This window comes from Sediminibacillus dalangtanensis (assembly GCF_017792025.1).
GTDB lineage: Bacteria > Bacillota > Bacilli > Bacillales > Amphibacillaceae > Sediminibacillus > Sediminibacillus dalangtanensis.
In genome coordinates, this window is sequence record NZ_CP046956.1 from 439936 (window position 1) to 460827 (window position 20892).

29 protein-coding genes and 1 pseudogene are annotated in these 20892 nt (G+C 39.7%); 18 read left to right on the forward strand and 12 right to left on the reverse strand.

The window, feature by feature from the left end; genetic code table 11:
* Positions 1-7: 7 nt before the first annotated feature.
* Entirely contained in the window at positions 8-469 is a 462-nt protein-coding gene (locus ERJ70_RS02270; RefSeq protein ID WP_026569252.1) for a DUF4879 domain-containing protein, read from the reverse strand.
* Between the two features lie 262 nt (positions 470-731).
* Between ERJ70_RS02270 and ERJ70_RS02275 the strand changes: the two genes are divergently transcribed.
* Together ERJ70_RS02275 and ERJ70_RS02280 are read left to right on the forward strand one after the other, a co-directional pair.
* Positions 732-1727: a tRNA dihydrouridine synthase gene (locus ERJ70_RS02275; RefSeq protein ID WP_209366873.1), complete on the forward strand. Its 996-nt coding sequence runs from the start codon at positions 732-734 to the stop codon at positions 1725-1727.
* A gap of 399 nt (positions 1728-2126) precedes the next feature.
* On the forward strand, positions 2127-2735 hold the full coding sequence (locus tag ERJ70_RS02280; protein ID WP_209366875.1) for a dihydrofolate reductase family protein: 609 nt from the start codon (positions 2127-2129) through the stop codon (positions 2733-2735).
* Between the two features lie 216 nt (positions 2736-2951).
* Here ERJ70_RS02280 and ERJ70_RS02285 read toward each other — a convergent pair whose 3' ends face one another.
* The 7 genes from ERJ70_RS02285 to ERJ70_RS02315 all read right to left on the reverse strand — a co-directional run bounded on the left by ERJ70_RS02285 (position 2952) and on the right by ERJ70_RS02315 (position 5428).
* Positions 2952-3233, reverse strand: coding sequence for a DUF1433 domain-containing protein (locus ERJ70_RS02285; RefSeq protein WP_209366876.1), 282 nt, complete (start codon positions 3231-3233; stop codon positions 2952-2954).
* An 80-nt stretch (positions 3234-3313) separates the two neighbouring features.
* A complete protein-coding gene (locus tag ERJ70_RS02290) occupies positions 3314-3655 on the reverse strand; it encodes a DUF1433 domain-containing protein (RefSeq protein WP_209366878.1) in 342 nt (113 codons plus the stop codon).
* An 18-nt stretch (positions 3656-3673) separates the two neighbouring features.
* Positions 3674-3823: a hypothetical protein gene (locus tag ERJ70_RS02295; RefSeq protein WP_209366880.1), complete on the reverse strand. Its 150-nt coding sequence runs from the start codon at positions 3821-3823 to the stop codon at positions 3674-3676.
* Positions 3824-4006: 183 nt separating this feature from the next.
* Positions 4007-4372: a hypothetical protein gene (locus ERJ70_RS02300; protein WP_209366882.1), complete on the reverse strand. Its 366-nt coding sequence runs from the start codon at positions 4370-4372 to the stop codon at positions 4007-4009.
* Positions 4362-4643, reverse strand: a complete 282-nt coding sequence (locus tag ERJ70_RS02305) for a DUF1433 domain-containing protein (RefSeq protein ID WP_209366883.1) — start codon at positions 4641-4643, stop codon at positions 4362-4364. The genes ERJ70_RS02300 and ERJ70_RS02305 overlap by 11 nt, the downstream gene beginning before the upstream one ends.
* Positions 4644-4741: 98 nt before the next feature.
* Positions 4742-5065 carry a DUF1433 domain-containing protein gene (locus tag ERJ70_RS02310; protein WP_209366885.1) on the reverse strand — a complete coding sequence of 108 codons (324 nt, stop codon included), beginning with the start codon at positions 5063-5065 and terminating at the stop codon, positions 4742-4744.
* A gap of 18 nt (positions 5066-5083) precedes the next feature.
* Positions 5084-5428: a hypothetical protein gene (locus ERJ70_RS02315; RefSeq protein ID WP_209366887.1), complete on the reverse strand. Its 345-nt coding sequence runs from the start codon at positions 5426-5428 to the stop codon at positions 5084-5086.
* A 48-nt stretch (positions 5429-5476) separates the two neighbouring features.
* Between ERJ70_RS02315 and ERJ70_RS02320 the strand changes: the two genes are divergently transcribed.
* From ERJ70_RS02320 to ERJ70_RS02360, 9 genes and pseudogenes are all read left to right on the forward strand, one after another.
* Positions 5477-6874 carry an alpha/beta fold hydrolase gene (locus tag ERJ70_RS02320; RefSeq protein WP_209366889.1) on the forward strand — a complete coding sequence of 466 codons (1398 nt, stop codon included), beginning with the start codon at positions 5477-5479 and terminating at the stop codon, positions 6872-6874.
* A 30-nt stretch (positions 6875-6904) separates the two neighbouring features.
* Entirely contained in the window at positions 6905-7225 is a 321-nt protein-coding gene (locus tag ERJ70_RS02325; protein ID WP_209366891.1) for a hypothetical protein, read from the forward strand.
* Between the two features lie 169 nt (positions 7226-7394).
* Positions 7395-8237: an ion transporter gene (locus ERJ70_RS02330; protein WP_209366893.1), complete on the forward strand. Its 843-nt coding sequence runs from the start codon at positions 7395-7397 to the stop codon at positions 8235-8237.
* A 282-nt stretch (positions 8238-8519) separates the two neighbouring features.
* The gene (locus tag ERJ70_RS02335) at positions 8520-9092 is read left to right on the forward strand and encodes a histidine phosphatase family protein (RefSeq protein WP_209366894.1); all 573 of its coding nucleotides are present in this window, start codon (positions 8520-8522) and stop codon (positions 9090-9092) included.
* A gap of 188 nt (positions 9093-9280) precedes the next feature.
* Positions 9281-9754 carry an 8-oxo-dGTP diphosphatase gene (locus tag ERJ70_RS02340; RefSeq protein ID WP_209366896.1) on the forward strand — a complete coding sequence of 158 codons (474 nt, stop codon included), beginning with the start codon at positions 9281-9283 and terminating at the stop codon, positions 9752-9754.
* Positions 9755-9869: 115 nt separating this feature from the next.
* A complete protein-coding gene (locus tag ERJ70_RS02345; RefSeq protein ID WP_209366898.1) occupies positions 9870-10580 on the forward strand; it encodes an aspartate/glutamate racemase family protein in 711 nt (236 codons plus the stop codon).
* 75 nt (positions 10581-10655) lie between these two features.
* Positions 10656-11219, forward strand: a complete 564-nt coding sequence (locus tag ERJ70_RS02350; RefSeq protein WP_209366900.1) for an alpha/beta fold hydrolase — start codon at positions 10656-10658, stop codon at positions 11217-11219.
* Positions 11220-11331: 112 nt separating this feature from the next.
* A pseudogene (locus ERJ70_RS02355) lies at positions 11332-11887 on the forward strand (cysteine hydrolase family protein).
* 45 nt (positions 11888-11932) lie between these two features.
* Entirely contained in the window at positions 11933-12274 is a 342-nt protein-coding gene (locus ERJ70_RS02360; protein ID WP_209366901.1) for a YolB family phage-derived protein, read from the forward strand.
* An 87-nt stretch (positions 12275-12361) separates the two neighbouring features.
* Here the strand turns inward: ERJ70_RS02360 and ERJ70_RS02365 are convergent, their stop codons facing one another.
* The gene (locus ERJ70_RS02365) at positions 12362-12868 is read right to left on the reverse strand and encodes a hypothetical protein (RefSeq protein WP_209366903.1); all 507 of its coding nucleotides are present in this window, start codon (positions 12866-12868) and stop codon (positions 12362-12364) included.
* Between the two features lie 227 nt (positions 12869-13095).
* Here ERJ70_RS02365 and ERJ70_RS02370 point away from each other — a divergent pair, with 227 nt between their 5' ends.
* From ERJ70_RS02370 to ERJ70_RS02390, 5 genes are all read left to right on the forward strand, one after another.
* Positions 13096-13533 (forward strand): RDD family protein, encoded by a 438-nt coding sequence (locus ERJ70_RS02370; RefSeq protein WP_209366905.1) that lies wholly within the window; start codon positions 13096-13098, stop codon positions 13531-13533.
* A 39-nt stretch (positions 13534-13572) separates the two neighbouring features.
* On the forward strand, positions 13573-13902 hold the full coding sequence (locus tag ERJ70_RS02375) for an HIT domain-containing protein (RefSeq protein WP_209366906.1): 330 nt from the start codon (positions 13573-13575) through the stop codon (positions 13900-13902).
* A gap of 39 nt (positions 13903-13941) precedes the next feature.
* Complete coding sequence (locus tag ERJ70_RS02380) at positions 13942-15741, forward strand: M3 family oligoendopeptidase (protein WP_209366907.1); 1800 nt, start codon at positions 13942-13944, stop codon at positions 15739-15741.
* Positions 15742-15780: 39 nt separating this feature from the next.
* Positions 15781-16236 (forward strand): GNAT family N-acetyltransferase, encoded by a 456-nt coding sequence (locus ERJ70_RS02385; RefSeq protein ID WP_209366908.1) that lies wholly within the window; start codon positions 15781-15783, stop codon positions 16234-16236.
* A gap of 237 nt (positions 16237-16473) precedes the next feature.
* A complete protein-coding gene (locus ERJ70_RS02390; protein WP_209366909.1) occupies positions 16474-17238 on the forward strand; it encodes a kanamycin nucleotidyltransferase C-terminal domain-containing protein in 765 nt (254 codons plus the stop codon).
* 226 nt (positions 17239-17464) lie between these two features.
* Here ERJ70_RS02390 and ERJ70_RS02395 read toward each other — a convergent pair whose 3' ends face one another.
* The 3 genes from ERJ70_RS02395 to ERJ70_RS02405 all read right to left on the reverse strand — a co-directional run bounded on the left by ERJ70_RS02395 (position 17465) and on the right by ERJ70_RS02405 (position 19324).
* Complete coding sequence (locus ERJ70_RS02395) at positions 17465-18382, reverse strand: class I SAM-dependent methyltransferase (RefSeq protein ID WP_209366910.1); 918 nt, start codon at positions 18380-18382, stop codon at positions 17465-17467.
* Positions 18383-18507: 125 nt separating this feature from the next.
* Entirely contained in the window at positions 18508-19005 is a 498-nt protein-coding gene (locus ERJ70_RS02400; protein ID WP_209369590.1) for a LysR substrate-binding domain-containing protein, read from the reverse strand.
* Entirely contained in the window at positions 18950-19324 is a 375-nt protein-coding gene (locus ERJ70_RS02405; protein WP_209366911.1) for a LysR family transcriptional regulator, read from the reverse strand. The genes ERJ70_RS02400 and ERJ70_RS02405 overlap by 56 nt, the downstream gene beginning before the upstream one ends.
* 118 nt (positions 19325-19442) lie before the next feature.
* On the opposite strand from ERJ70_RS02405, the gene ERJ70_RS02410 reads away from it, so the two are divergent.
* Together ERJ70_RS02410 and ERJ70_RS02415 are read left to right on the forward strand one after the other, a co-directional pair.
* Positions 19443-20165 (forward strand): GNAT family N-acetyltransferase, encoded by a 723-nt coding sequence (locus ERJ70_RS02410; RefSeq protein ID WP_209366912.1) that lies wholly within the window; start codon positions 19443-19445, stop codon positions 20163-20165.
* A 2-nt stretch (positions 20166-20167) separates the two neighbouring features.
* Positions 20168-20704, forward strand: coding sequence for a GNAT family N-acetyltransferase (locus ERJ70_RS02415; protein ID WP_209366913.1), 537 nt, complete (start codon positions 20168-20170; stop codon positions 20702-20704).
* Positions 20705-20892: the final 188 nt, after the last annotated feature.

Consider the following 20892-nt stretch of genomic DNA (forward strand, 5'->3'; position numbering starts at 1 on the left):
AAAACTCCTATTCTACTTCAATATATAAGTTTTCATATAGTGTATTATTTGGTGGATAGTAGTTGTTCGCGGAAATGGTGAATCTTCCACTTGAAACTGCGGATAATGGAAAGCCGACATACTTGATCGTACCTATCACATTATTGCCGCTGTCGGTTACGTATTCATCATCTAAGGCTTTAAAGGTTTGGGAGGTGATATTATTTCCATTATTGTAAACCCGGAATGTACCTTGTTGAATCGTGCCTTCTACATAGACGGCCAGATATCCCGTTTCTCCCCCCATCGGATTCACAGCGCTTTGCTGGTTGAAGTTAACATCTTCCCATACATAATTGGCTGCGTCCGAAGTAACCCCGAATATTTGGACATTTGTCAATTCCGGCGCAGGTGCTGCAGATGCTTTATCAGCCGGTAATAATGGAATGGCCAAGAAAGCAATAAGAAGTACTCCTAACAACTTTTTCATTCTTCGTCCTCCTCTTTTTTGGTAATAAATCCCTACAACACCATCCTAAACCAATCTATCACAAAAAACAACAATCTTCTGAAAAATAGGAAGAGTGGTCTAACTATCTTATTGATTGGGAATTTTTAACTACTAAGCTTTTACTGTTTGATAAATAGTGCTTAAGCATGGTATAAGTGTAAAGGGAGCAAAGCCATTTTGCTTTTTTTATTTTGGGGATAAGGGTTTGTTACGTCCCATAATGAGAGGAATGGAGTTAAACATGACAGATAATTTTTGGCGCGATTTACCACGGCCATTTTTTGTACTGGCACCAATGGAAGATGTGACAGATGTTGTTTTTCGCCATGTGGTGAGTGAAGCAGCCAGACCTGATGTGTTCTTTACAGAGTTTACAAATACAGAAAGTTATTGTCACCCGGAGGGAAACCAGAGTGTGCGCGGGCGTTTGACTTTTACAGAAGATGAACAGCCAATGGTGGCACATATATGGGGGGACAAGCCCGAATTGTTTCGTGAAACGAGTATAGGGGTGGCGAAACAAGGTTTTAAGGGGATAGATATCAACATGGGCTGTCCGGTAGCGAATGTTGCACCCAAAGGGAAGGGGAGCGGCCTTATCCGCCGTCCCGACGTTGCTGCGGAGATCATACAAGCAGCAAAGGCAGGAGGATTGCCTGTAAGTGTGAAGACAAGGCTCGGTTACACAGAGGTGGACGAGTGGAAAGACTGGTTAGCGCATTTATTGAGACAAGACATTGTCAATCTTTCCATCCATCTGCGTACAAGAAAGGAAATGAGCAAAGTAGATGCCCATTGGGAGCTGATCCCAGAGATTAAGAAGCTTCGCGATGAAGTGGCACCAGATACACTGTTGACGATCAATGGAGATATTCCCGACCGTCAAACCGGATTGAGGCTCGCTCAAGAATATGATGTGGATGGAGTTATGATCGGCCGCGGCATTTTCAACAATCCATTTGCTTTTGAAAAGGAACCCCAAGATCATAGCAGTAAGGAATTGCTAGATCTGTTAAGGCTGCACCTTGATCTCCATGACAAATATTCAAAAGAATTCGAGCCACGTCCGTTCAAACCGCTTCTTCGCTTTTTCAAGATTTATGTCAAAGGATTCCGCGGGGCGAGTAGTTTAAGAAATCAATTAATGGGCACAAAGTCGACAGATGAAGTGCGAGCATTGCTTGATGACTTCGAAGGAAAGAATCCTGATGGGACGGTTGAAGAAAGCGAAGCGTGACGTGGGTTCACCTACATTAATTCGTTACTGATTCAGGATTATTTCTACCAGCTTTCACTCTATATGTACGTTATTCAATGCCTAATTAAAGAAAAGCAGACACGACCCTGATTTCGGTAGAAAGTTTTTCCCGAAATTCGGGGTCTTTTTATAGCTTGCACTTTCGGTTCTCATTGGTAACTTTTTAAGAAATGAATGTAGACTATGCCAGAAAGCTGAATATATAACCTCTTCTATACATACAAATCCTCGCTTATTCCTTTTTGCAACTAGCCCCTCGCTCTAACCAATTCAAGTTTTTTTAAAATGAATTACTTATAAAAAAAGGTATTAATACAACAATCGAGAATATATTTCATAAGTTTTCCATTGAAAATGTCTAGCGAAGGAGGAATTGTTATGAGCCAGGTCGTTTTAAATATCTCTATGTCACTCGATGGGTTTATAGCGGGAAGTAATGATTCTCAACAATCCCCATTAGGTGATGACGGTGACATCCTGCATGCCTGGATGTTTTCTGGAGATAAAACAAGCGAGGTTAATCCTTTTTTTAAGCTTTCCCAAATCGACCGAAACGTTTTCGACTTGGCAGCTAAAAAAACTGGTGCCATGATCGTTGGCAGACGTACTTATGACATCGTTAAGGGATGGGGTGGAAGTCATCCTTTAAAAAAGGTTCCTGTATTTGTGCTTACGAATAAAATCCCTAAGGAGTACCCTAAAGGCAGTACACCGTTTACTTTTATAACTGAAGGGATTGAACAGGCCGTAGAACAAGCAAAGCGATCAGCTGGTACAAAAGATGTAAGTATTGGTACCGCAAGTATTGCCCAACAATGCATACAAACCGGATTGTTAGAGGCAATGGATTTACACATCGCTCCTGTCCTGCTTGGCAAAGGCGTACGTTTATTTGATGAAATTGGGCAAGTAACAGTCCGATTAAAATCCACTCAAGTTCTTGAAGGAACAGGTGTTGTCCATGTTAAATACGACATTATGAAGTAATTTGATATAAGCATGATTTAAGTGTTGGACAGTGATTGCTGAAGAGTGGGAAGTCTGTATATTTTTATGTTACTCCGTTAGTCTTTTAATCATCAAATCTACTAAGAAGTAAAAACAAAGGAGGAGGACTTTGTTGGCGGTAATTAAATATTATGAAATACATGCATCTAACATTAATGAGGAATTAACGTGGAAGGGATAAAACGCTAGTTCTAATTAATAATCACAAACCTTTTCTTTGCATTCATCTTTTACTTTAGGAAAGCCTTCTTTTTCCCCAAGGCTATTCACCGTAAATTCTTGTGGATCAACACTTGCAGAGAAACCCGACTTTCCATTTACTGTGCCGCGAATCATCAATCCACCCATCGGATCGCTCATATCATTACTAAATTCCACCGTACGAATGTTTTCATAGTTATTATATAAATAACTTTCAACAGTTTCTTTAGCTTTATTTATAGTTTCCTCATCGAAGTTGTTTTTATTACTATTCACATTACAACCTGCTAGCATTATGAGTATGAACAAAATAATGAAAGTAATTTCACGCATAAGGAATACCAATCCTTTTTCAATTAATCACCACAAGTATTTTCTTTACATTCTTCTTTCCTTTCAGGAAACTCTTTACTTACTCCTATACTCTCTATAGTATAGTCACTTTCAACCCCTGCTGAAAAATCTGCCTCTCCATCGTTAACATTGCCATCAACGGTTAATCCACCCATCGGACTTTGATAAATATCAGTAACTTGCACAGTGGTTATTCCCACGAAATTATTTTGCAAATACTTCTCGACAGCCTCTCTAGCTTTTTCTTTTGTTTCATCATTATATAGTTGGTTGGTTGAATCAACATTGCAACCTGTAAGAATTATGGAAGTGATCAACAGTAAAGTAAATAGAAACTTCCACACTTTTAAAACCTACCTATTTTAATAATCACAAACTTTTTTTACGCACTTTTCTTTTTCAGCGGGGAAGCCTTCTTCTAAACTGATTCCGGCCACTGTAAAATCCTCGTTAAATGTTATAGAGAAACCACCTTTATTATTTACCTTACCATCAATTGTCAACGCTCCCATAGGGCTTTGTCTTTAAATGTAATTGATTCCACACCTTTATAGTTTGTTTTCAATATAGCTTTCAGCAGTTTTTTTAGCTTGAGAGATTGTGTTTTCGTCATACGGATTAGACGAATTACATCCAACACACATGATAGTGGTTAATACAAAAAGAAATTTCCACAAGGAGAATACCATCCTTAATTAATAATCACAGCCTTGTTCTTTGCATTCTTCCTTTATGTTAGGAAACCCTTCCCCTGCGCCAATACTTTCAATTTGAAGAGAATTATTCATGCTAATAGAAAACTCTGATTCTCCATTAACCGTTCCTCTTAGCATCACACCCATAGGGCTACTGTAATCCTCACTAAATTCTATTGTCTGGATACTTTCATAATTATTTCTTAAGAAACTCTCAGCTGTTTCTTTAGCTTGATTAATGGTTTCTTCATCGAAGTTATTTTGATCAATGTCGGCCATACATCCTACTAACGAAACGAATGGCAAAATAATAATGAATAGAAATTTTCCTAAACTTGGTAGCCATCCTTTTCCATTAATAATCACAACTTTTTTCTCTGCATTCATCTTTTCTATCGGGGAAGCCTTTTTTTTCGCCAACACTGTTAACAACAAAATTCTTCGGATCAACACTAACCGAGAAACCTGCTTCTCCATTAACAATGCCACGGATCATTATTCCCCCCATTGGGTTATTATGGTCATCATTAAATTCAATAGTTTGGATGTTTTCATAATTGTTTTTTAAATAACTCTCTGCGGTTTCCTTAGCTTGATTAATCGTTTCCTCATCGAAGTTGTTTTTATTACTATTCACATTACAACCTGCTAGCATTAAGAGTATGAACAAAATAATGAAAGTAATTTCACGCATAAGGAATACCAATCCTTTTTCAATTAATCACCACAACTATTTTATTTATATACTTCTTTCCTTTCGGGAAACTCTTTACTTACTCCTATACTCCCTATGGTATAGTCACTTTCAACCCCTGCTGAAAAATCTGCCTCTCCATCGTTAACATTGCCATCAACGGTTAATCCACCCATCGGACTTTGATAAATGTCAGTAACTTGCACAGAGGTGATTCCCACGAAATTATTTTGCAAATACTTCTCGACAACTTCTCTAGCTTTTTCTTTTGTTTCATCATTATATAGTTGGTTGGTTGAATCAACATTGCAACCTGTAAGAATTATGGAAGTGATCAACAGTACAGTAAATAGAAACTTCCACACAGCATTTACCATCCTTCATTAATAATCACATGTTTTTTCTTTACATTCTTCCTTTTCTTCCGGAAATCCTTCGTCTTTACCAATTCTAGATATCGTGAAATCCTTATTTAAACTAATCGAGAATCCAATTTCTCCATTTACCGTTCCATCTACTGTCATGCTTCCCATGGGTGCTTGGTATGGCTCTTCCAGTTCAATAGAATGAATTCCTTCGTAGTTATTTTCAATATAACTTTTAGCGGATTCTTTAGCTTTTGATATTGTTTCTTGATCGTAACTATTCTTGGTTTGGTTCACATTACAACCTCCTAATAGTATAATAGCTAATAAAGTAAATATTGGTAAATATTTTATTTTTTTCACAAAACCACCTCTTTAACAGGAGTATACAAGAGAAAGGAAAAATTATCTATGGGACAAGGTGTAACTGATTTTGAAGCAAGTGGTATCTCAGAGGAAACTTATAAGGACGGCAAAAAGGAAATTGAATTCTTAAACTTTAATGGTCAGAATATCGTTTGGAAAACCATCGAAACCATCACTGACAAAGACACCGGCCTTCACGGTTACGTCCTGCAGAATCCCGAGACAGAAGAAGTGGTAATCAGTTTCCGTGGTACAGAACTTCCGACCACTACCACTAAACAAGTCGAACAAAAATATGTTGCTTCCCCTTCACAGGATGCGAGGTTGGCAGGAGCTGGTGGAGGGGCGAAACTAAAAGATGGCAAACTGATTTATGAAACGAAAGACACGGACTTTTCTGAATTCGCAAAAGATGTGAAAGAAGATGTGGAAGGTATCGTCCTTGGTAATTCCAATTATAGCAAAAAGGAATATCGAAAAACACCTTATATAGCAAGCCCCTCACAAGATGCTGCGCTTCTTGCTGGTACAGCTAAGTTAAATCCCCATGATATAACCATCACATACACCAACAAAAACCAATTTACCGAAGCGGACACCATCGTTAATAAATATGTAAAGCAATTTGGTGCCAACAACATCACCTTTGTCGGCCACTCGTTAGGCGGCGGACTTGCTCAGTATTATGCGGTGAAGTATGATTCCAATGCCATTACTTTCGCTGCGGCAGATGTTTTTGATTTACTGTCCGATGAAAATCAAAAGCGAGCTCTAAATGGAGAATTTAAAGATAACATCATCTCTTACACTTACCCTGATGATTCTGTAGGAACCTATTATAAAAAATCCGTTGGTTCCGTTTATTATATGGGGGATCCTGCGCCCGGCGGCTGGGGATTATCGAGTCATGGCATCAAGAATTATATGGACAACAGCATGTATGATGAAAACGGCTATTTTCTGCCAAGTCTTTTATATGATGAAAAGATTCAAGACCAATTAACAATGTCACCTTTAGCTCTGAAAAATAGTGGCGTTTCGGACTTTCCTATCCGTATCCAGGCGAGTTTAATGGATAGTTATGTGACAGAGCTGAAGGACAGTGAGCACCAAATAGCAGTGACAAGAAAGGCTTTGATACATTTTCTCGATGACTACTTAGCAACGATGACGGAATTGAAGAGTAAGTACATAAATATGGTAGGTTATGGTGAATTTGATAAGTTGAACGCTTCTCATGTGGAAGAAGCCCTTCGTGATGTGACAGATATTGGACCAGAAGGAATCCCGATGTTACTTGATATCGATGAACTGGAAGACCTGTTGGCAAAACTTCAAAGGTCCCATTTGGACACAGGGGATATTGCTTATAACATGGAAAAAATGAGCAAGGATTTTACCCAGATGGATCAGCTGCTTGCCCAATGGTTAAAAATCCAATAATGCAATACAAGAAGAAAAGTGGTGGATTCAATGAAAGAAAAGAATATAGCGGACTGGTGGGAAAATTACTTAGAAACGGAGAGGCAAGAGTATGAGTTAAAGAAACGCATCAAAAGTGATTTGGAATCAAAAGTGGAGTTCTACAAGCAATACCTTGCCCGATGTTATAAGGTCCAGCCTCTTTCCGAAAAACACAGGGATATCATTGGTAAACTTGAACATAATTTTGACGGGAAAGCGAACCAAGCACTGATCCAGCGATTTGAGAAGAATCAATCCGATCTTGCGGAAATCAACAATCTTTACAAGGATATCTATGAAAATATAAAGCTGAAATCATGGTTTTGGTAAAAAGTTCCCGTTCGATATTCTGACTGATCAAGCGTAACTTTTTTAGATTCCATAAAGTTCTCTAACTTAAGCCTTCCAAGTAATAAGGAACACACAATTCTGATATAATGCGAAGAAGAAACAACCGGTATATAGTATATAAGACAAAAATGGTTGTGAGGGAGGCAGCATGTCAGCAAACAAACATATATCAAATCAGCAGCATGTTCCCAGAAATAAACTCGGGGAGATAGCTGAAAATAAATACTTTCAAGCAATTGTCATTGCGATCATTGTGTTAAATGGATTAGTCATCATTGCCGAAACCTATTTTGTGGGCAATCGAATGCTCCAAGTATTGGATCGGATCATTATTTGGATATTCGTGGTGGAAATGGTGATCAAATTGGCCGGACTCGGGGCTAAAAGGTACTTCTCGGATAATTGGAATGTCTTTGACTTTTTGATCGTGGCTGCAAGCTTGATTTTTTATACAGCCCCGTTTGTTACGGTTGTACGGCTGGTACGAGTCCTGCGTCTGTTAAGAATGATCCCTGCTGTTCCGGCATTACGAAAAATCGTCGACTCTTTAATGCGGTCGATTCCAGCTTTAACAGGAATACTGGGCTTGACGGTATTGATCTTTTCCATTTACGCGATTATCGGCACCACCTATTTCAGAGATGTCTTGCCGGCTGAATACTTTGGCAGCTTCCATGCTTCCCTGTTCACCTTGACGCAAGTGGTCACATTTGAATCGTGGGCCAGCCAGGTTGCAAGACCGGTAATCAACGAAATACCATGGGCCTGGATTTACTTTATCTCCTTCATCGTCATCGGCGCCTTGGTAATCCTCAACCTGGTAGTAGCGGTGATTGTAGACTTCCTCAGTCAGGAAGGCGAAGATCTACATCAGGATCAGTTGGAAAAGCTATCGAAAGATAACCAGGAACTAAAAGCGGAAATTCGGGAGATCAAGCAACTGCTTCTTGAGCGGAAGAACCCAGAGGTCGACAGTGAGGAAGAGCGGTAATAGGATTGGCATTCTCGTTGGAAACCACTAACTTCTTTGGCAAGTTAGTGGTTTTAATTTAAAACAGCATTGGTTTTAGAAATTATCGCCGATAATTGTAGTAGCTTTGGTAGTTTATCATTATATGGCTTTCATACTGAAATAGGAAAAACCAGCTACAGATATAGGGTTTTGCTGGATTGGTCCCAATCTTTGAGGTGTGATTGTTTACTTGGCATTTAGCATTGCTATCATAATGGAGTTTATAACAATAACCATGTCAATAGAATGGGAGGGAAAATAATGGAATTAGTATTTACCAGGCACGGACAAGGAGAACATACCTTGAATCCACCTGAAAGTTTACATATGACAGACCCCGGATTAACCGAAGCAGGAATCCTTCAGGCAAAATCACTTCGAAAGCAGTTCCCTTTATCAGAAACAGAACTAATTATCAGCAGTCCTCTAAGAAGAACGTTACAAACAACTCAAATATGGAGTGAGGGTACTGACTGTACGAAAATGGTGAGCCCGCTCGTCTCTCCAAGAATGTTTCCTCAAAATCCAGAGTGGGAGACCTTGCCTTGTGATACGCTCCTTCCAAGAGAAAAAGTAACAGAAGAATTCAATGATTTTTTCATAGAAGAACAATCTGGTGAGTGGTGGTCAAAAGGAATCAATAAGATTTCTGAACAAGCGTTTGCGCGTATTGCAAAAAAATTCCTGAATAGGTGTAAGCAAACAGGCAAAAAAAGAATTTATATCGTTTCGCATGATGGAACCATTACTTCTTATAGACAATACATCACGGGTGAAAAATTATCTCGTAGCGACTTTCCAAAAGAAACTGTCGACTTGAAAATAAGTTTTTAATTGAACTTGAGTGTGCCCCGATTCGCTTCTTCATCCATCCAACACTTCTTATACTTCTCGGAAAATTATTGCCAAAATTTGATTAATTTGCAATGATTATACTAGTGTATATTTAAAATAATTGAAATGCTAAATAAAATGGAAGAATAAATAAGAGAAGTATCCGAGCGTCTAAAGGGGGTTAATAAGTGAACGGAAATATTAATTATAAATTTTGGACCACCTGTATGATAAAAGATAAAAACAGAGTATTGCTGCTAAACAGGCAGCATGATGCGTTAAAAGGCTATATTCCTCCTGGTGGAAAAGTGGAGTTTCCGGAAAGTTTTGTAGATGGCGCAATTCGTGAAGTGAGGGAGGAGACTGGACTAGCGGTGAGAAATCTGGTCTACAAAGGTCTGTATGAATTTGTGAATGAAGAAAAAAGCGATCGTTATATCATTTTTAATTACATAACGGAAGACTTCAGCGGCGAACTGCTAGAAAATCCACCAGAGGGAGAACCGACTTGGATACAAATAGATAAGGCCATGCAACTTCCAATGCAGGTCGCAACGAAGTTGAGCTTTCCTTATCTGTTTGAAGAAGGTACTTTTGAAATGCAAATCTATTGGGATATTGAACAAAATCAAGAAGGAAAAGTGACTGTTAAACGGACTTGACGTTCATTTGAAAAATCCACGCAGTGAAGTAGTAGTTTCATTACTAGAGTTGTTGCTATACATAAAGAGCTTTCTTGTTAAAAGGATATCTAATCCAGACATGGAGGGATAAAATTTGAAAACGATAGGACTTATAGGTGGCATGAGCTGGGAATCTTCCGTAGAGTATTACCGAATTATCAATGAAGAAGTGAAAAACAAGTTAGGCGGTTTACATTCGGCTAAATGTCTGTTGTATAGTGTGGACTTTGAGGAGATTGAACGTTATCAAGCGGAAGGCGATTGGGAAAGTGCTGGAAAGCATTTAGGTGAAGTCGCATTTTCTCTTGAGAAAGCGGGCGCGGACTTTATCGTGATTTGCACCAACACGATGCACAAAGTGATTGATTACATAGAAGACAAAGTGGAAATACCTGTTTTGCATATCGCTGATGCCACGGCAACTCAAATTCGAACTGCCCGTATAAAAACAGTAGGATTGCTCGGAACAAAGTACACGATGGAACAAGATTTTTATAAGGCGCGATTGGAATCAAACGGAATCAACGTTGTAGTTCCGGACGAAGACGAACGGACTAAGGTGAACAGTATTATTTATGATGAATTATGTTTGGGTGAAATTGCCTCTTCCTCAAAGGATTATTACAAACAGGTTATTCGCCATTTAGTGAAAAATGGGGCAGAAGGGATCATTTTAGGATGCACGGAAATAGGCTTACTAGTTAAACCGGAAGACGCAGCAGTCCCTTTGTTTGATACGACAGTTATTCATGCAAGAGAAGCAGTAAAAAAGGCGTTAGACCTTACCAAACCCAAGCAGGATTAACGCTAATTTTGTTGAAGTACTAAAGAGACAGGAGTGTTTAGTGAGTAGTTCCGGTATTTAGGAGGGGATATCTTTATGAAAAAAACGGTGTTGTTTGTTCATAGTGCTGGTCCACAAGGTCAAGATCAGGGAAGCGGCAACTTGTCTTCCTATTTAAACAAGGAGCTTGGAGATAACTATAACGTTGTTTCTCCTGAAATGCCTGAACCAGAAAATCCAGTGTATGCATTTTGGAAGAATCAGCTCGAAAAAGAACTCCATAAACTTACTGGAGACGTGATTTTAATTGGTCATTCATTGGGTGGTTCTGTCTTGCTTAAATATTTAACGGAGCACTCGTGTCACCTCCATTTCTCCGGTTTGTTTATTATTGCCTCCCCATATTGGGGGCTGGAAGAAAATTGGAGGTCAAAAGAATTTACACTCCAGCCTAATTTCGAACAAAAGCTCCCTGCCATACCGAATTTGTTCCTTTATCATAGTGTGGATGAAGACATCGTTCCTTTTGCACACCATCTTGCATATGCTGAAAAGCTTCCACAAGCAACCACAAGGGAACTGGAAGGAAAACAGCATTTATTTCTTCACGGATTGCCTACACTGGTCCAAGATATAGAGGGCCTGGAAGCTGCTCGTTAAATGTTTTTCCGGTTGTCGACGGAAAGGTGAAATCAAGATTTCCAAGTGATGCGAAACGTTTATCGGCATAGCGAAAGTTCGCCTGAAAAAAAGGGAGCAAAGGAGAAAACGGATGAATAAAAACACAGCATTGATCATCATCGATGTACAAGAAGCTTTTGACGATGAAAAATGGGGAGTAAGAAACAACCTACAAGCGGAAGAAAACATTAGCAGAATCCTGACGCTATGGAGAGAAAACGGACGGAAGGTCTTCCATGTGCAACATATCTCAGGACAATCCCGACTCGCTATTTCATCCTGACAACAAAGGTTTCGCTATAAAAGAGTCGGTACAGCCAAAAAATGCGGAAGAGGTTATGACAAAGAAAGTAAATAGCGGCTTCATTGGCACGGATTTGGAAGAGAGGTTGAAGCATCATGGTATCTCAAGGGTGGTTATCACCGGTCTTACCACTCCGCATTGTGTCTCTACTACCACAAGAATGAGCGGTAATCTGGGTTTCGATACATACCTAGTTTCAGATGCAACGGCAGCCTTTGGATTAACGGATCAAAGCAATATCTATTATGATGCAGAGACCATCCACAATGTCTCTCTGGCCACCTTGCATCATGAATTTGCAACGGTTGTTTCCACAGAACACCTTCTGGATGAATGGGGATAGAAAAGCTGCTATGTTCAAGTGAAGGAAAAAACAGGAGGATTTTATATGAAAATCACACCAGAAAATACGCAATTTGCGGCGTACAGCCGCTTAACAGTCTCCGCCCATTTGCGCAATCAATTACAAAATGGAGCAAGTATGAGTCAGCAGCCGCAAGATATTTCGTTCTCTAAATTTCAGCAGCTGCTCGAACAGGAAAAAGTTGTAGACCAAAAAAATGTAAGGGAAATGTCTGCGTTTCACCGCGATGCATTGGAAGCTCAAATGCATTATACCAATCACTCAAAACGGACATTGGAAGTAAAGGAAATAATGGAGAAAGCTTTTACACTTGGGTTGGTGGATAAAGACAATACGTTGATAAATAAGGTGGATGAAAAAGTCTGATCAACCTGAATACTGAAGAACTTTAAGTGAAGCACCCATTTCGTTAGATGAGGTGGGTTTTTTTATGGAATAAAATCTTTCTTCGCTTTACTCAGGCTTTTTGATTTCTATCTTCATTTTTCCATCCCTAAATCGGGCATATGGATCCTCTTTTTCTCCTATCATTAACTTTCCTTCCCGCATGAAGACCGTTTCATGAAGCCTTTTCTTTGCTCCATTTATCTCTACTTGCAGCATGAGATGGTGCCAGAAAGTATGACCATCCGAATATTCTACGTCTGTAATGTTAAAGTCTTTGATGGCGTAATTTTGTTCTTTTAAAAATGCTATCTTTTCCATATAAAAATCTCTAGCCTGCGCTTTCGTCAACGTTGTTCCCATCGAAAAGTCTTCGTCCGCATCTTCTTCCTTATCTTGTAAAAATAAAACGTCGAATGCTTTTTCATAATCTTCCTGGATAAGTGATTGGTAGTATTGCTTTATCAGATGTTCCGCTTCTTTTTCGGGAAAGTAATTTTTTCTTATGTTTGGCCAGGAAAAAATTAATATAACTGTTACCGCAATAAAAATAAAAAGCGCTATTCCTTTTTTCATCGAAATCCCTCCTTTCCCGTCCCATTATTTTAACATATTTTGGTTATTATCTTCTATATCATTAGAAGCCTGCCTTCCTTCCGATAAGCTGATACCTAATAAGGAATGGTGTTAACGATATCTTGGTTACCCTCTATTTAAAAAATAGAATTTTAGAAATCTTTGGAAAATGATAAACTATTATAGATAAGGAAGAAAAGACTTTTGCTGAAAAAGGAGAATTTCTAGTGGAGATTATAGAACCAGCGGGATTAGATAATAGAATTGTCTCCAGAATAATAGATGCCATGATTATTTCCTTAGGGACTGTGCTCTTTTCCTATCTCTTGTACGGGGACTTTAATAATGGAAGTGAGTTTCGTCTTACTGATTTTTTCGGACTTCTTTATAGTTTGAGCTTACCTGTGCTCTGGTACGGCTATACACTGGGAAGAAGATTGGCAGGGAACCGTATTGTCAGAATCGATGGAAGAAAAGTCGGTATTGGCACCATGTTATTACGGGATTTCGTCGCGGGTATTTTCTATGTTCTGACCTTGGGAATTGGATTCGCAGTCAGTGCCTTTATGGTGGGGATTAGGGAAGACAGACGTGCTATACATGACTTTATAGCACGAACGTATGTGACAAAGTGTACACTGGAGAAAAACGAGGATGTTTCATAGCAAAAGGAATCTATTTGAAGAAAAAAGGAGTGGGATGCCATGACGGAGGATTTTCATTGTGAAGAAGTGTTAAGTGGAAAAACAGAAGTTAACAAGGTGCTGGAAACGGATAATGTGTTAGCTTACTATCATACCAAGCCATTTTGGCCAGTACACATTGTTGCCATACCGAAGAAACATATTTCCTCATTAATTACGTTGGAAGAAAAGGATAATGAATTATTGCTAGAACTGCTGGATGTTATCAAAAAGATGGCTGCTATGGTAACGGACCAACATGGAGCCTGTAGAGTAATCACCAATTTGGGGAATTATCAGGATTCCAAACACCTTCATTGGCATATCGTATCTGGAAAAGCGTTAAGGTGACTAATATCCTGCGTGGAAGAATAAGAGAGGGGGGAAAGAATGGCAGATGCAAAGTACCAGGAAGTATGGAATCTAGGTTCCTTGTTCCAGGGTGGGAGCAATTCCCGTCCATTTCAAGCACATTTGGGAAAGTTAAGAGCTAAGCTCGCGAAACTTGAACACGACTTGGGAAATTTCACTCCATCGCAAGCAAATGACACAAGTGGCTGGATTTTAGAGTTGTTGAATCAAATCGGGAAAGTTCGTGAATATTTATCACAAGCCAAATCCTTTATAACATGTATATTGGCACAGGATCCCAAAGACCAGAGCGCCGGTTCCCTTCAAGGTGATGTCGAATACATAAGCGCGCGTTTCGAGTCTGTCCTATTAAGGATGAAAAGTAGTCTGGCATCTATAGAGGAAAAATTCTGGCAGGAAATCCTCGATAAGGGAAGAGTCAGCAACTACGAATTTATTTTGAAGGAATGGCGGAGAAATGGTAAAACGCAGCTTTCTAAGAAGGAAGAGTCATTATTAACCAATCTGACGGCCGATGGGTATCATTCTTGGGGAGCGTTTTATAAGGCATTGATAAATGATCTAAGTATTCATGTTTCCATTGAGGGAGAACAGAACGAATTGTCAATCGGACAAGCGATAAACCTAAGATCCCATCCCGATGAAAAAGTGCGAAAAGATGCGCACGAGGCTTTAGAACAAACATGGACGGAAAAGGAGGACTTATTCGCCAGAATTCTTAACCATATAGCCGGATTCCGCCTGCAAGTTTATAGAAAAAGAGGAATCGAGGACGTTCTGGAAGAGCCTTTAAGAGATAATCGGATTAAACAAGAAACCCTCCAAACGATGTGGCATGCAGTTCATAAAAACAAACAACCTTTAATAGCTTATTTAAATGAAAAAGCCCGCATTCTTGGTAAAACAAAATTGGAAGCTTATCAATTCTGGGCTCCCTTAACCAAAAGCAAGAAGAGGGTCTCTTATCGGGAGGCTGTTGATTTTGTCCTGGAGCATTTAGGCCGATTCGGACCCGAACTAGAAAACTTCGTTCGTGGAGCCTTTGAACAAGGATGGGTGGAGGCAGAAGACCGTCCAAACAAGTCAGTTGTTGCTTTTTGTGCCGGCTTCCCGCTCACAGAAGAATCCAGGATATTCATGACTTATGGTGGAACCTTCAAGGATGTTTTGACGCTTACCCATGAGTTAGGGCATGCTTTTCATAATCACGCCATGAAGCAGGTCGATGGGATGAATAAGCAATATCCGATGAGTTTAGCTGAAACAGCTTCGACTTTTGCCGAGATGATTATTTTTGATGCGGCGATTAAAGCTGCAGATTCAAAAGAAGAGAAGCTTTTTTTGCTAGATGAAAAATTAAAACGGAGTGTCATGAACTTTATGAATATCCATTCCCGCTTTCTATTTGAGAAAAAATTCTATCAAGAGCGAAAAAAGGGAACTGTTCCAGTTGGCCGTCTAAACGAGCTGATGGAAGAAGCGATGAATAAAGGCTATCAGGGCTCTCTTGAAGGCGGATCTGTCCATTCATGGATTTGGACACCGCATTTTTATATTACGAATTCTCCATTTTATAATTTTCCTTATACATTCGGTTATTTGTTTTCCCTTGGCCTCTATGCCAAAGCAAAGGAAAGCGGGAAGGCATTTGAGCAGGCTTATCTAGCATTACTGCGTGATTCAGGCAGAATGTCTGCTGAACAATTAGCAGCGAAACATCTTGGAGAAGATATCACATCCGAGACTTTTTGGGAAAAAGGGCTGGAAATGTGCAGGAAAGACGTGGAGGAATACTTATGGTTGGCTCGTTCGATGTGAGGAGAGCCGAAGTATTATTTAATTCAAGGAGAATGCAATATGGAGATACGTGAAGACGATGTAACCGGTACACACATAACAGCGTTAATCCTGGATCACCTTCAAAATATGGCGATCCATTCCCCGCCCGAAAGCAGGCATGCGCTTAATTTGGATGGTTTAAGAAGCCCCGATATTACGTGTTGGAGCGCATGGGAGGACAACGAATTACTTGGCTGCGGAGCGCTAAAAGAACTTGATGATACTCATGGAGAGATAAAATCAATGAAAACGTCTTCCAATCACTTGAGGAAGGGCGTTTCAAAGAAAATCCTTCAGCACATCATAAAAGAAGCCCAGGCCCGTGGTTATAAAAAGTTGAACCTGGAAACAGGCTCGATGGCAGCTTTTCTTCCTGCGCGGAAATTATACGAGAGCTTTGGATTTCACTATTGTCCGCCGTTTGCTTCATACAAGGAAGATGAAAATAGCGTGTTTATGATGAAAGAGACTTAGATTTCCTTTATACAATTGGATGCCCCTTTTTCTTCGCCCTTTACAATTTCTTCATACTGGCGGTAAATGAAGGGGGCTTCCAGCTGGGAGGCATTATATTTGGGTCGTTTTCCCAGCGTAAACAAAAGCTTTGATGGTTCATGAATTATTGAAGAAGGATCTGAATCAGATGGATGTATTTAATATATATACGATATTCCTTTTTTCAACAAAAAACTAATAACAGGTGGAATGATAATGGAACATTGGTTTCCTAAAAAGTTTACTCATAAGGAAAGATTGCAAATTGCCAACAAAATACTTGAAGTTTTAAAAGATAGATATAAAAAATCATTAGTATCGGTTGCAATTGAAGGCTCAACAGCTAAAGGCTTGGACGCACCAGAATCAGATCTTGAGTTAAGGGTGCTGTTGGATTGTGACTTGGATTATCATAGGTGGTATGCATTCTTTTTTGAAGGGATGTTTGTGGGGATTAGTTATAACTCTTATTTTAGAACATTGGAGGAATCTAAAGAGATTGATTACGAATGGTCTATAAGTGGTGATAACTTAGATACTGCTATAGTAATCTTTGACCCAAGTAATGTTTATGATGTGCTAAATCAAAATAATGAATTCGCTGAGCAAAGAGCAGATTTTAAAAAGCTAATAACAGAGTCTGTAACGGATATGTACGAACATATATATAAGGTTTTTACCTTGTCGGATAATGATTACATAAGCTTAAACAAGGAAGTGACCAACATAGCGTACTGGGCAGCTTTAACCGTTGGTTTAGCAAATAGAGTTAAATATAAATCGAACAAGAGTATGGTGGAAGAGAGTTTCGCATTAAAAAATACGCCTAGTAATTATGAAAAAAATATAAGAAACTTATTTTTAAATGAAAACTTATTTGATATAAAAAATGCTGTCAGTGTTTTATGGCCATCATTTGTTAAGTGGGTTTCTAGTGAGTTTGAGATAGATTTAAGCGATGATAATTTGAGCTTTGTGTAAAGACGAAAGGAACAACTCCATTATATGGTCATATTAAGTGCTTTTTTAAACTTTTAGTTGTTCTATCTCTGATAAATCAATGAGGATAAACGGGGTCCCCGAACTACAATTGTTATTTGACCACTTTAGCAACAAAAACAGCCGATACTTTCATAGACGCCTGGGATTCAGCCAAGCAAAGCAAAACGAACATCCCAATCGGAATGTTCGTTTGATGGAAGACTGCTTATCTTTTGACCGCATGAACGTAATGCACCGTCTCAAATGCAGACAAATAGTCAGAACGGTTTAGGAAAAATCGCTCCTGGATTGCCTCTGGTGATAAATGTTCATAAATAAGTAATCCTGCATCCTCTAACATTTTCTCCAGTTGGTTAAAAGAGAAACTAGATTTCATTGGTTCCCCGCTTGCTGCTGCCATTTGCACAATATGTTGGACTCTGTTCGATATTCCTTTTTCCTCAAAAAGTGTATCGTCCGGGTAATCAAAAACGATCGAACTGCCCGAAGGCACTTTGGCAAACAGTTTTTTCAATAAATCGGCATTTTCTTCTTTCATCAGATAATAGGACACACCTAAAAGACTGAAGAATGTTTTTTTGCTGGGAGAAAAACCTGCTTCCACTAGCGGCTGCTCCGTAAATCCTCCGGTTAAATCCATGGGGATAAAAGAAAGGTTGGCCGGCACTTCATAGTCCGACTGTTTCATCCGTTCCCTTTTAAATGCTTGTGTTGCTGGGTGGTCCACTTCGAATATTTTTAACTGATCCCTTAATTCGGGATGGCGTAAACTAAAGGTATCCATGCCAGCGCCAAGAATGACATACTGCTTAACACCTAATCGGATTTCATGAAGCAATACACTTTCACAATAGGCTGCACGTGCGAGAGGAGTAGGAGAAAGTTGAACTTGCGTAATCCATTTTAATATTTCATCTGGTTGGTCCTGAAACTGTCGGGCTACTTTTTCATTGAAAAAAGGAACCCCGTTGATCATGTTTTCCCGGATGTCGGCGAATTCTTTTTGGGTAATCAGTTTTTTTGCAACAAAGTCATCAAATACCTTTGGCTGGTCGTATTCACTGTGATAAGCACGGGCGAAAGCAGAAACAAGAGAAGTTAAACTGGACTTTTCGTTGTTCATTTATTGACCCTCTCCCTTAAACAAAATAAGATTCCCCTGGCCAGGAGAATCTTATTATACCTATACAATCATTTAATGTAAATTATAGCATAAATGGATTTTTTTATCAATTTTTTTGCTTGGTGTTATTCCTCTCCCAATTTCTTTGCAAGCTCACGGATATCCTCTTCTTGCTCCCTGCTTTTTTTGTAAATGAAATATACATTTTGAGCAGGGATCGTTTTTTGTGTTTCCATGGAAATGGGAATAAAACCTGTTGTGGAACGTTCGACCATTTCATCCGGCAAAAAACCCACACCCTCCAGCTCCTCGATCAGTTTCATTTCCAGCTCACTATGTCCGACTTCTATTAATGGTTTGAAAAAGTCACTTCCTAACTCAGCTTTCAACCAGTTTTCAAAATGATAACCCCAGTTCATATAAATCCACGGCAAACGGGTGAGTTCTTTTAGATTTTTTAGACTTGTACCAGCGAAGCACTTGTGGCCATACAAGCTATACGTGTCTTTCAATACGTGGATGGAAGCAATGTTCGGACTTAGCGGCTTACTATAGACGAATCCGGCATCAACCGTCCCATCGAGAACTTTTTCGACGATGACTGGAGAGTGATCGGTTTCCAATTTTAAGGAAAAGGCTCCATAGCGAGTAGGTAGCTGCGATAGTGATAGTGCGAAGGGCGGTATCATGTTCAGAAACCATCCGCTTGGACTTATCCCATAACTCCATTTGTCTTTGTAAATATGGCACTAGTTCAGCCCCGATTGGAGCCAGTTTTATCCCTCTCTTGCTTCTCACGATCAATTGTTTGCCGTAAAAGTTTTCTATCGCTTGGATTCTGGAAGTCACGGTGGACTGTGTGATATGTAATAACTCTGCTGCTTTGGTAAAACTTTTCACATCGGCCACGGTCAAAAAGGTTTTCAATTGTTCGTAATCCATTCTGCAAGTCGCTCCTCTGTTATTGGAAAATCCGATATTGATCATCGGAAAATTCATTTTGTCTATTATAGCACGTTGGATTAAAATGAGTGTCAGGATGATCAGGGAGGCGAGAACGATGGAAAATCTTCATGTGTTTATCGAAGAATTTGCTTATGCATGGATGGAGGCAAGAAGAAAACCGGGCACGCATCTGGAAAGAAAACCCCTCTTTATAAAAGTGGATTTCGGGGAGGAAGTGGCAGGGCGAAGAGCAGAGTTTTTGGTTGTACGGGATTCTGTCGATAAGAGAGATTTTTTAGCGGATGAAGGAGACCATTGGTTAAACGTGGTCGGTGACAATGATCCAGGAGAACTTGAGCATTATGAATGGGTCGCAAAAGAATACCTGATGTATCATCCTGATATTCCCCAACAATTTATCGGGAGGCAAAGCATTCATGATCACCACTCTGTAAAGCGTATTGATACGGGATCAATGGCTGCCAAGGTCAATGCTTTTTTTGACAAAGACTTTGCCGATCGGGAGCGGTTAAATGAATCTTCTGTTGAGTATTATGTCATTTATGATAACGGCGAATTGGCGGGACACGGGAGAGTTTCTTTCCTGAAGGAAAGGGATATTTGCTGCCTGGATAATATTTACATTGATTCCAAGTATCGCAGAAAAGGGTTGGCAAAAAAACTTTGTTCGCATTTGCTTGCCCAGGCTAAGGAAAATTCCTGCAGTCGTTGTATTCTGGGATCTTCTCAACAAGGCATGCGTTTGTATGAAAAGCTGGGATTCGACATCGTTTCTAATATGTATGTCTATCAATACAAAGCGGGGGAGGGAAAATAGATATGGATCGTAAGTTAGCGGAACATGTGAAAACAGATCGCTTACTGCTCCGAAAGCCAAGGGTGGAAGATGCCGGGGATGTTTTTGCGATAGAAAGTGATCCGGAAACCAATCGTTTTAGACCAGCCGGCCCGATGAAGTCGATGGAAGAAGCCATTGAAACGATAAAAGAATGGAGAGACAACTGGTCTGCAGACGGATGCGGGTATTGGCTCGTTGTTTTGCCGGAAACAGATGAAGTAATCGGCATCACCGGCATCAGAAGGATTTACTGGAGGAAAAGGGATGTGTTGAATCTATACTATCGCTTTTCACCCAAAGCATGGGGAAAGGGCTATGCGGCAGAAGCGGCCGCTTTTTCAGTTAAAGTGGCTCGAAAAAACCTCCCAGGCTTTCCTGTGCTGGCAAGAATCCGCCCGATTAATACACCCTCGCAAAAAGTTGCAGAAAAAAGTGGATTAAAGCGACGGCCAGACTTGGATACAGCCGGCCATAAGGTTTTTGCTTTGGGGTGGGAGATTGATATGGTAAACGGATAGAAGATAATAGGATATTGTGAAATGTCATTTTGCACAATTCCAGTTTATGTTAACATTGGTTAAAAATAAACTGGATGTTGGGGGCTATGTTTAAGTCAGATTTTGTAAACTATACAATTCGGATTATCCTCATGTGGGTGACCTACACAATAGTTATCTTCAGCCAGGAGGACTTCAGGAATAACGCC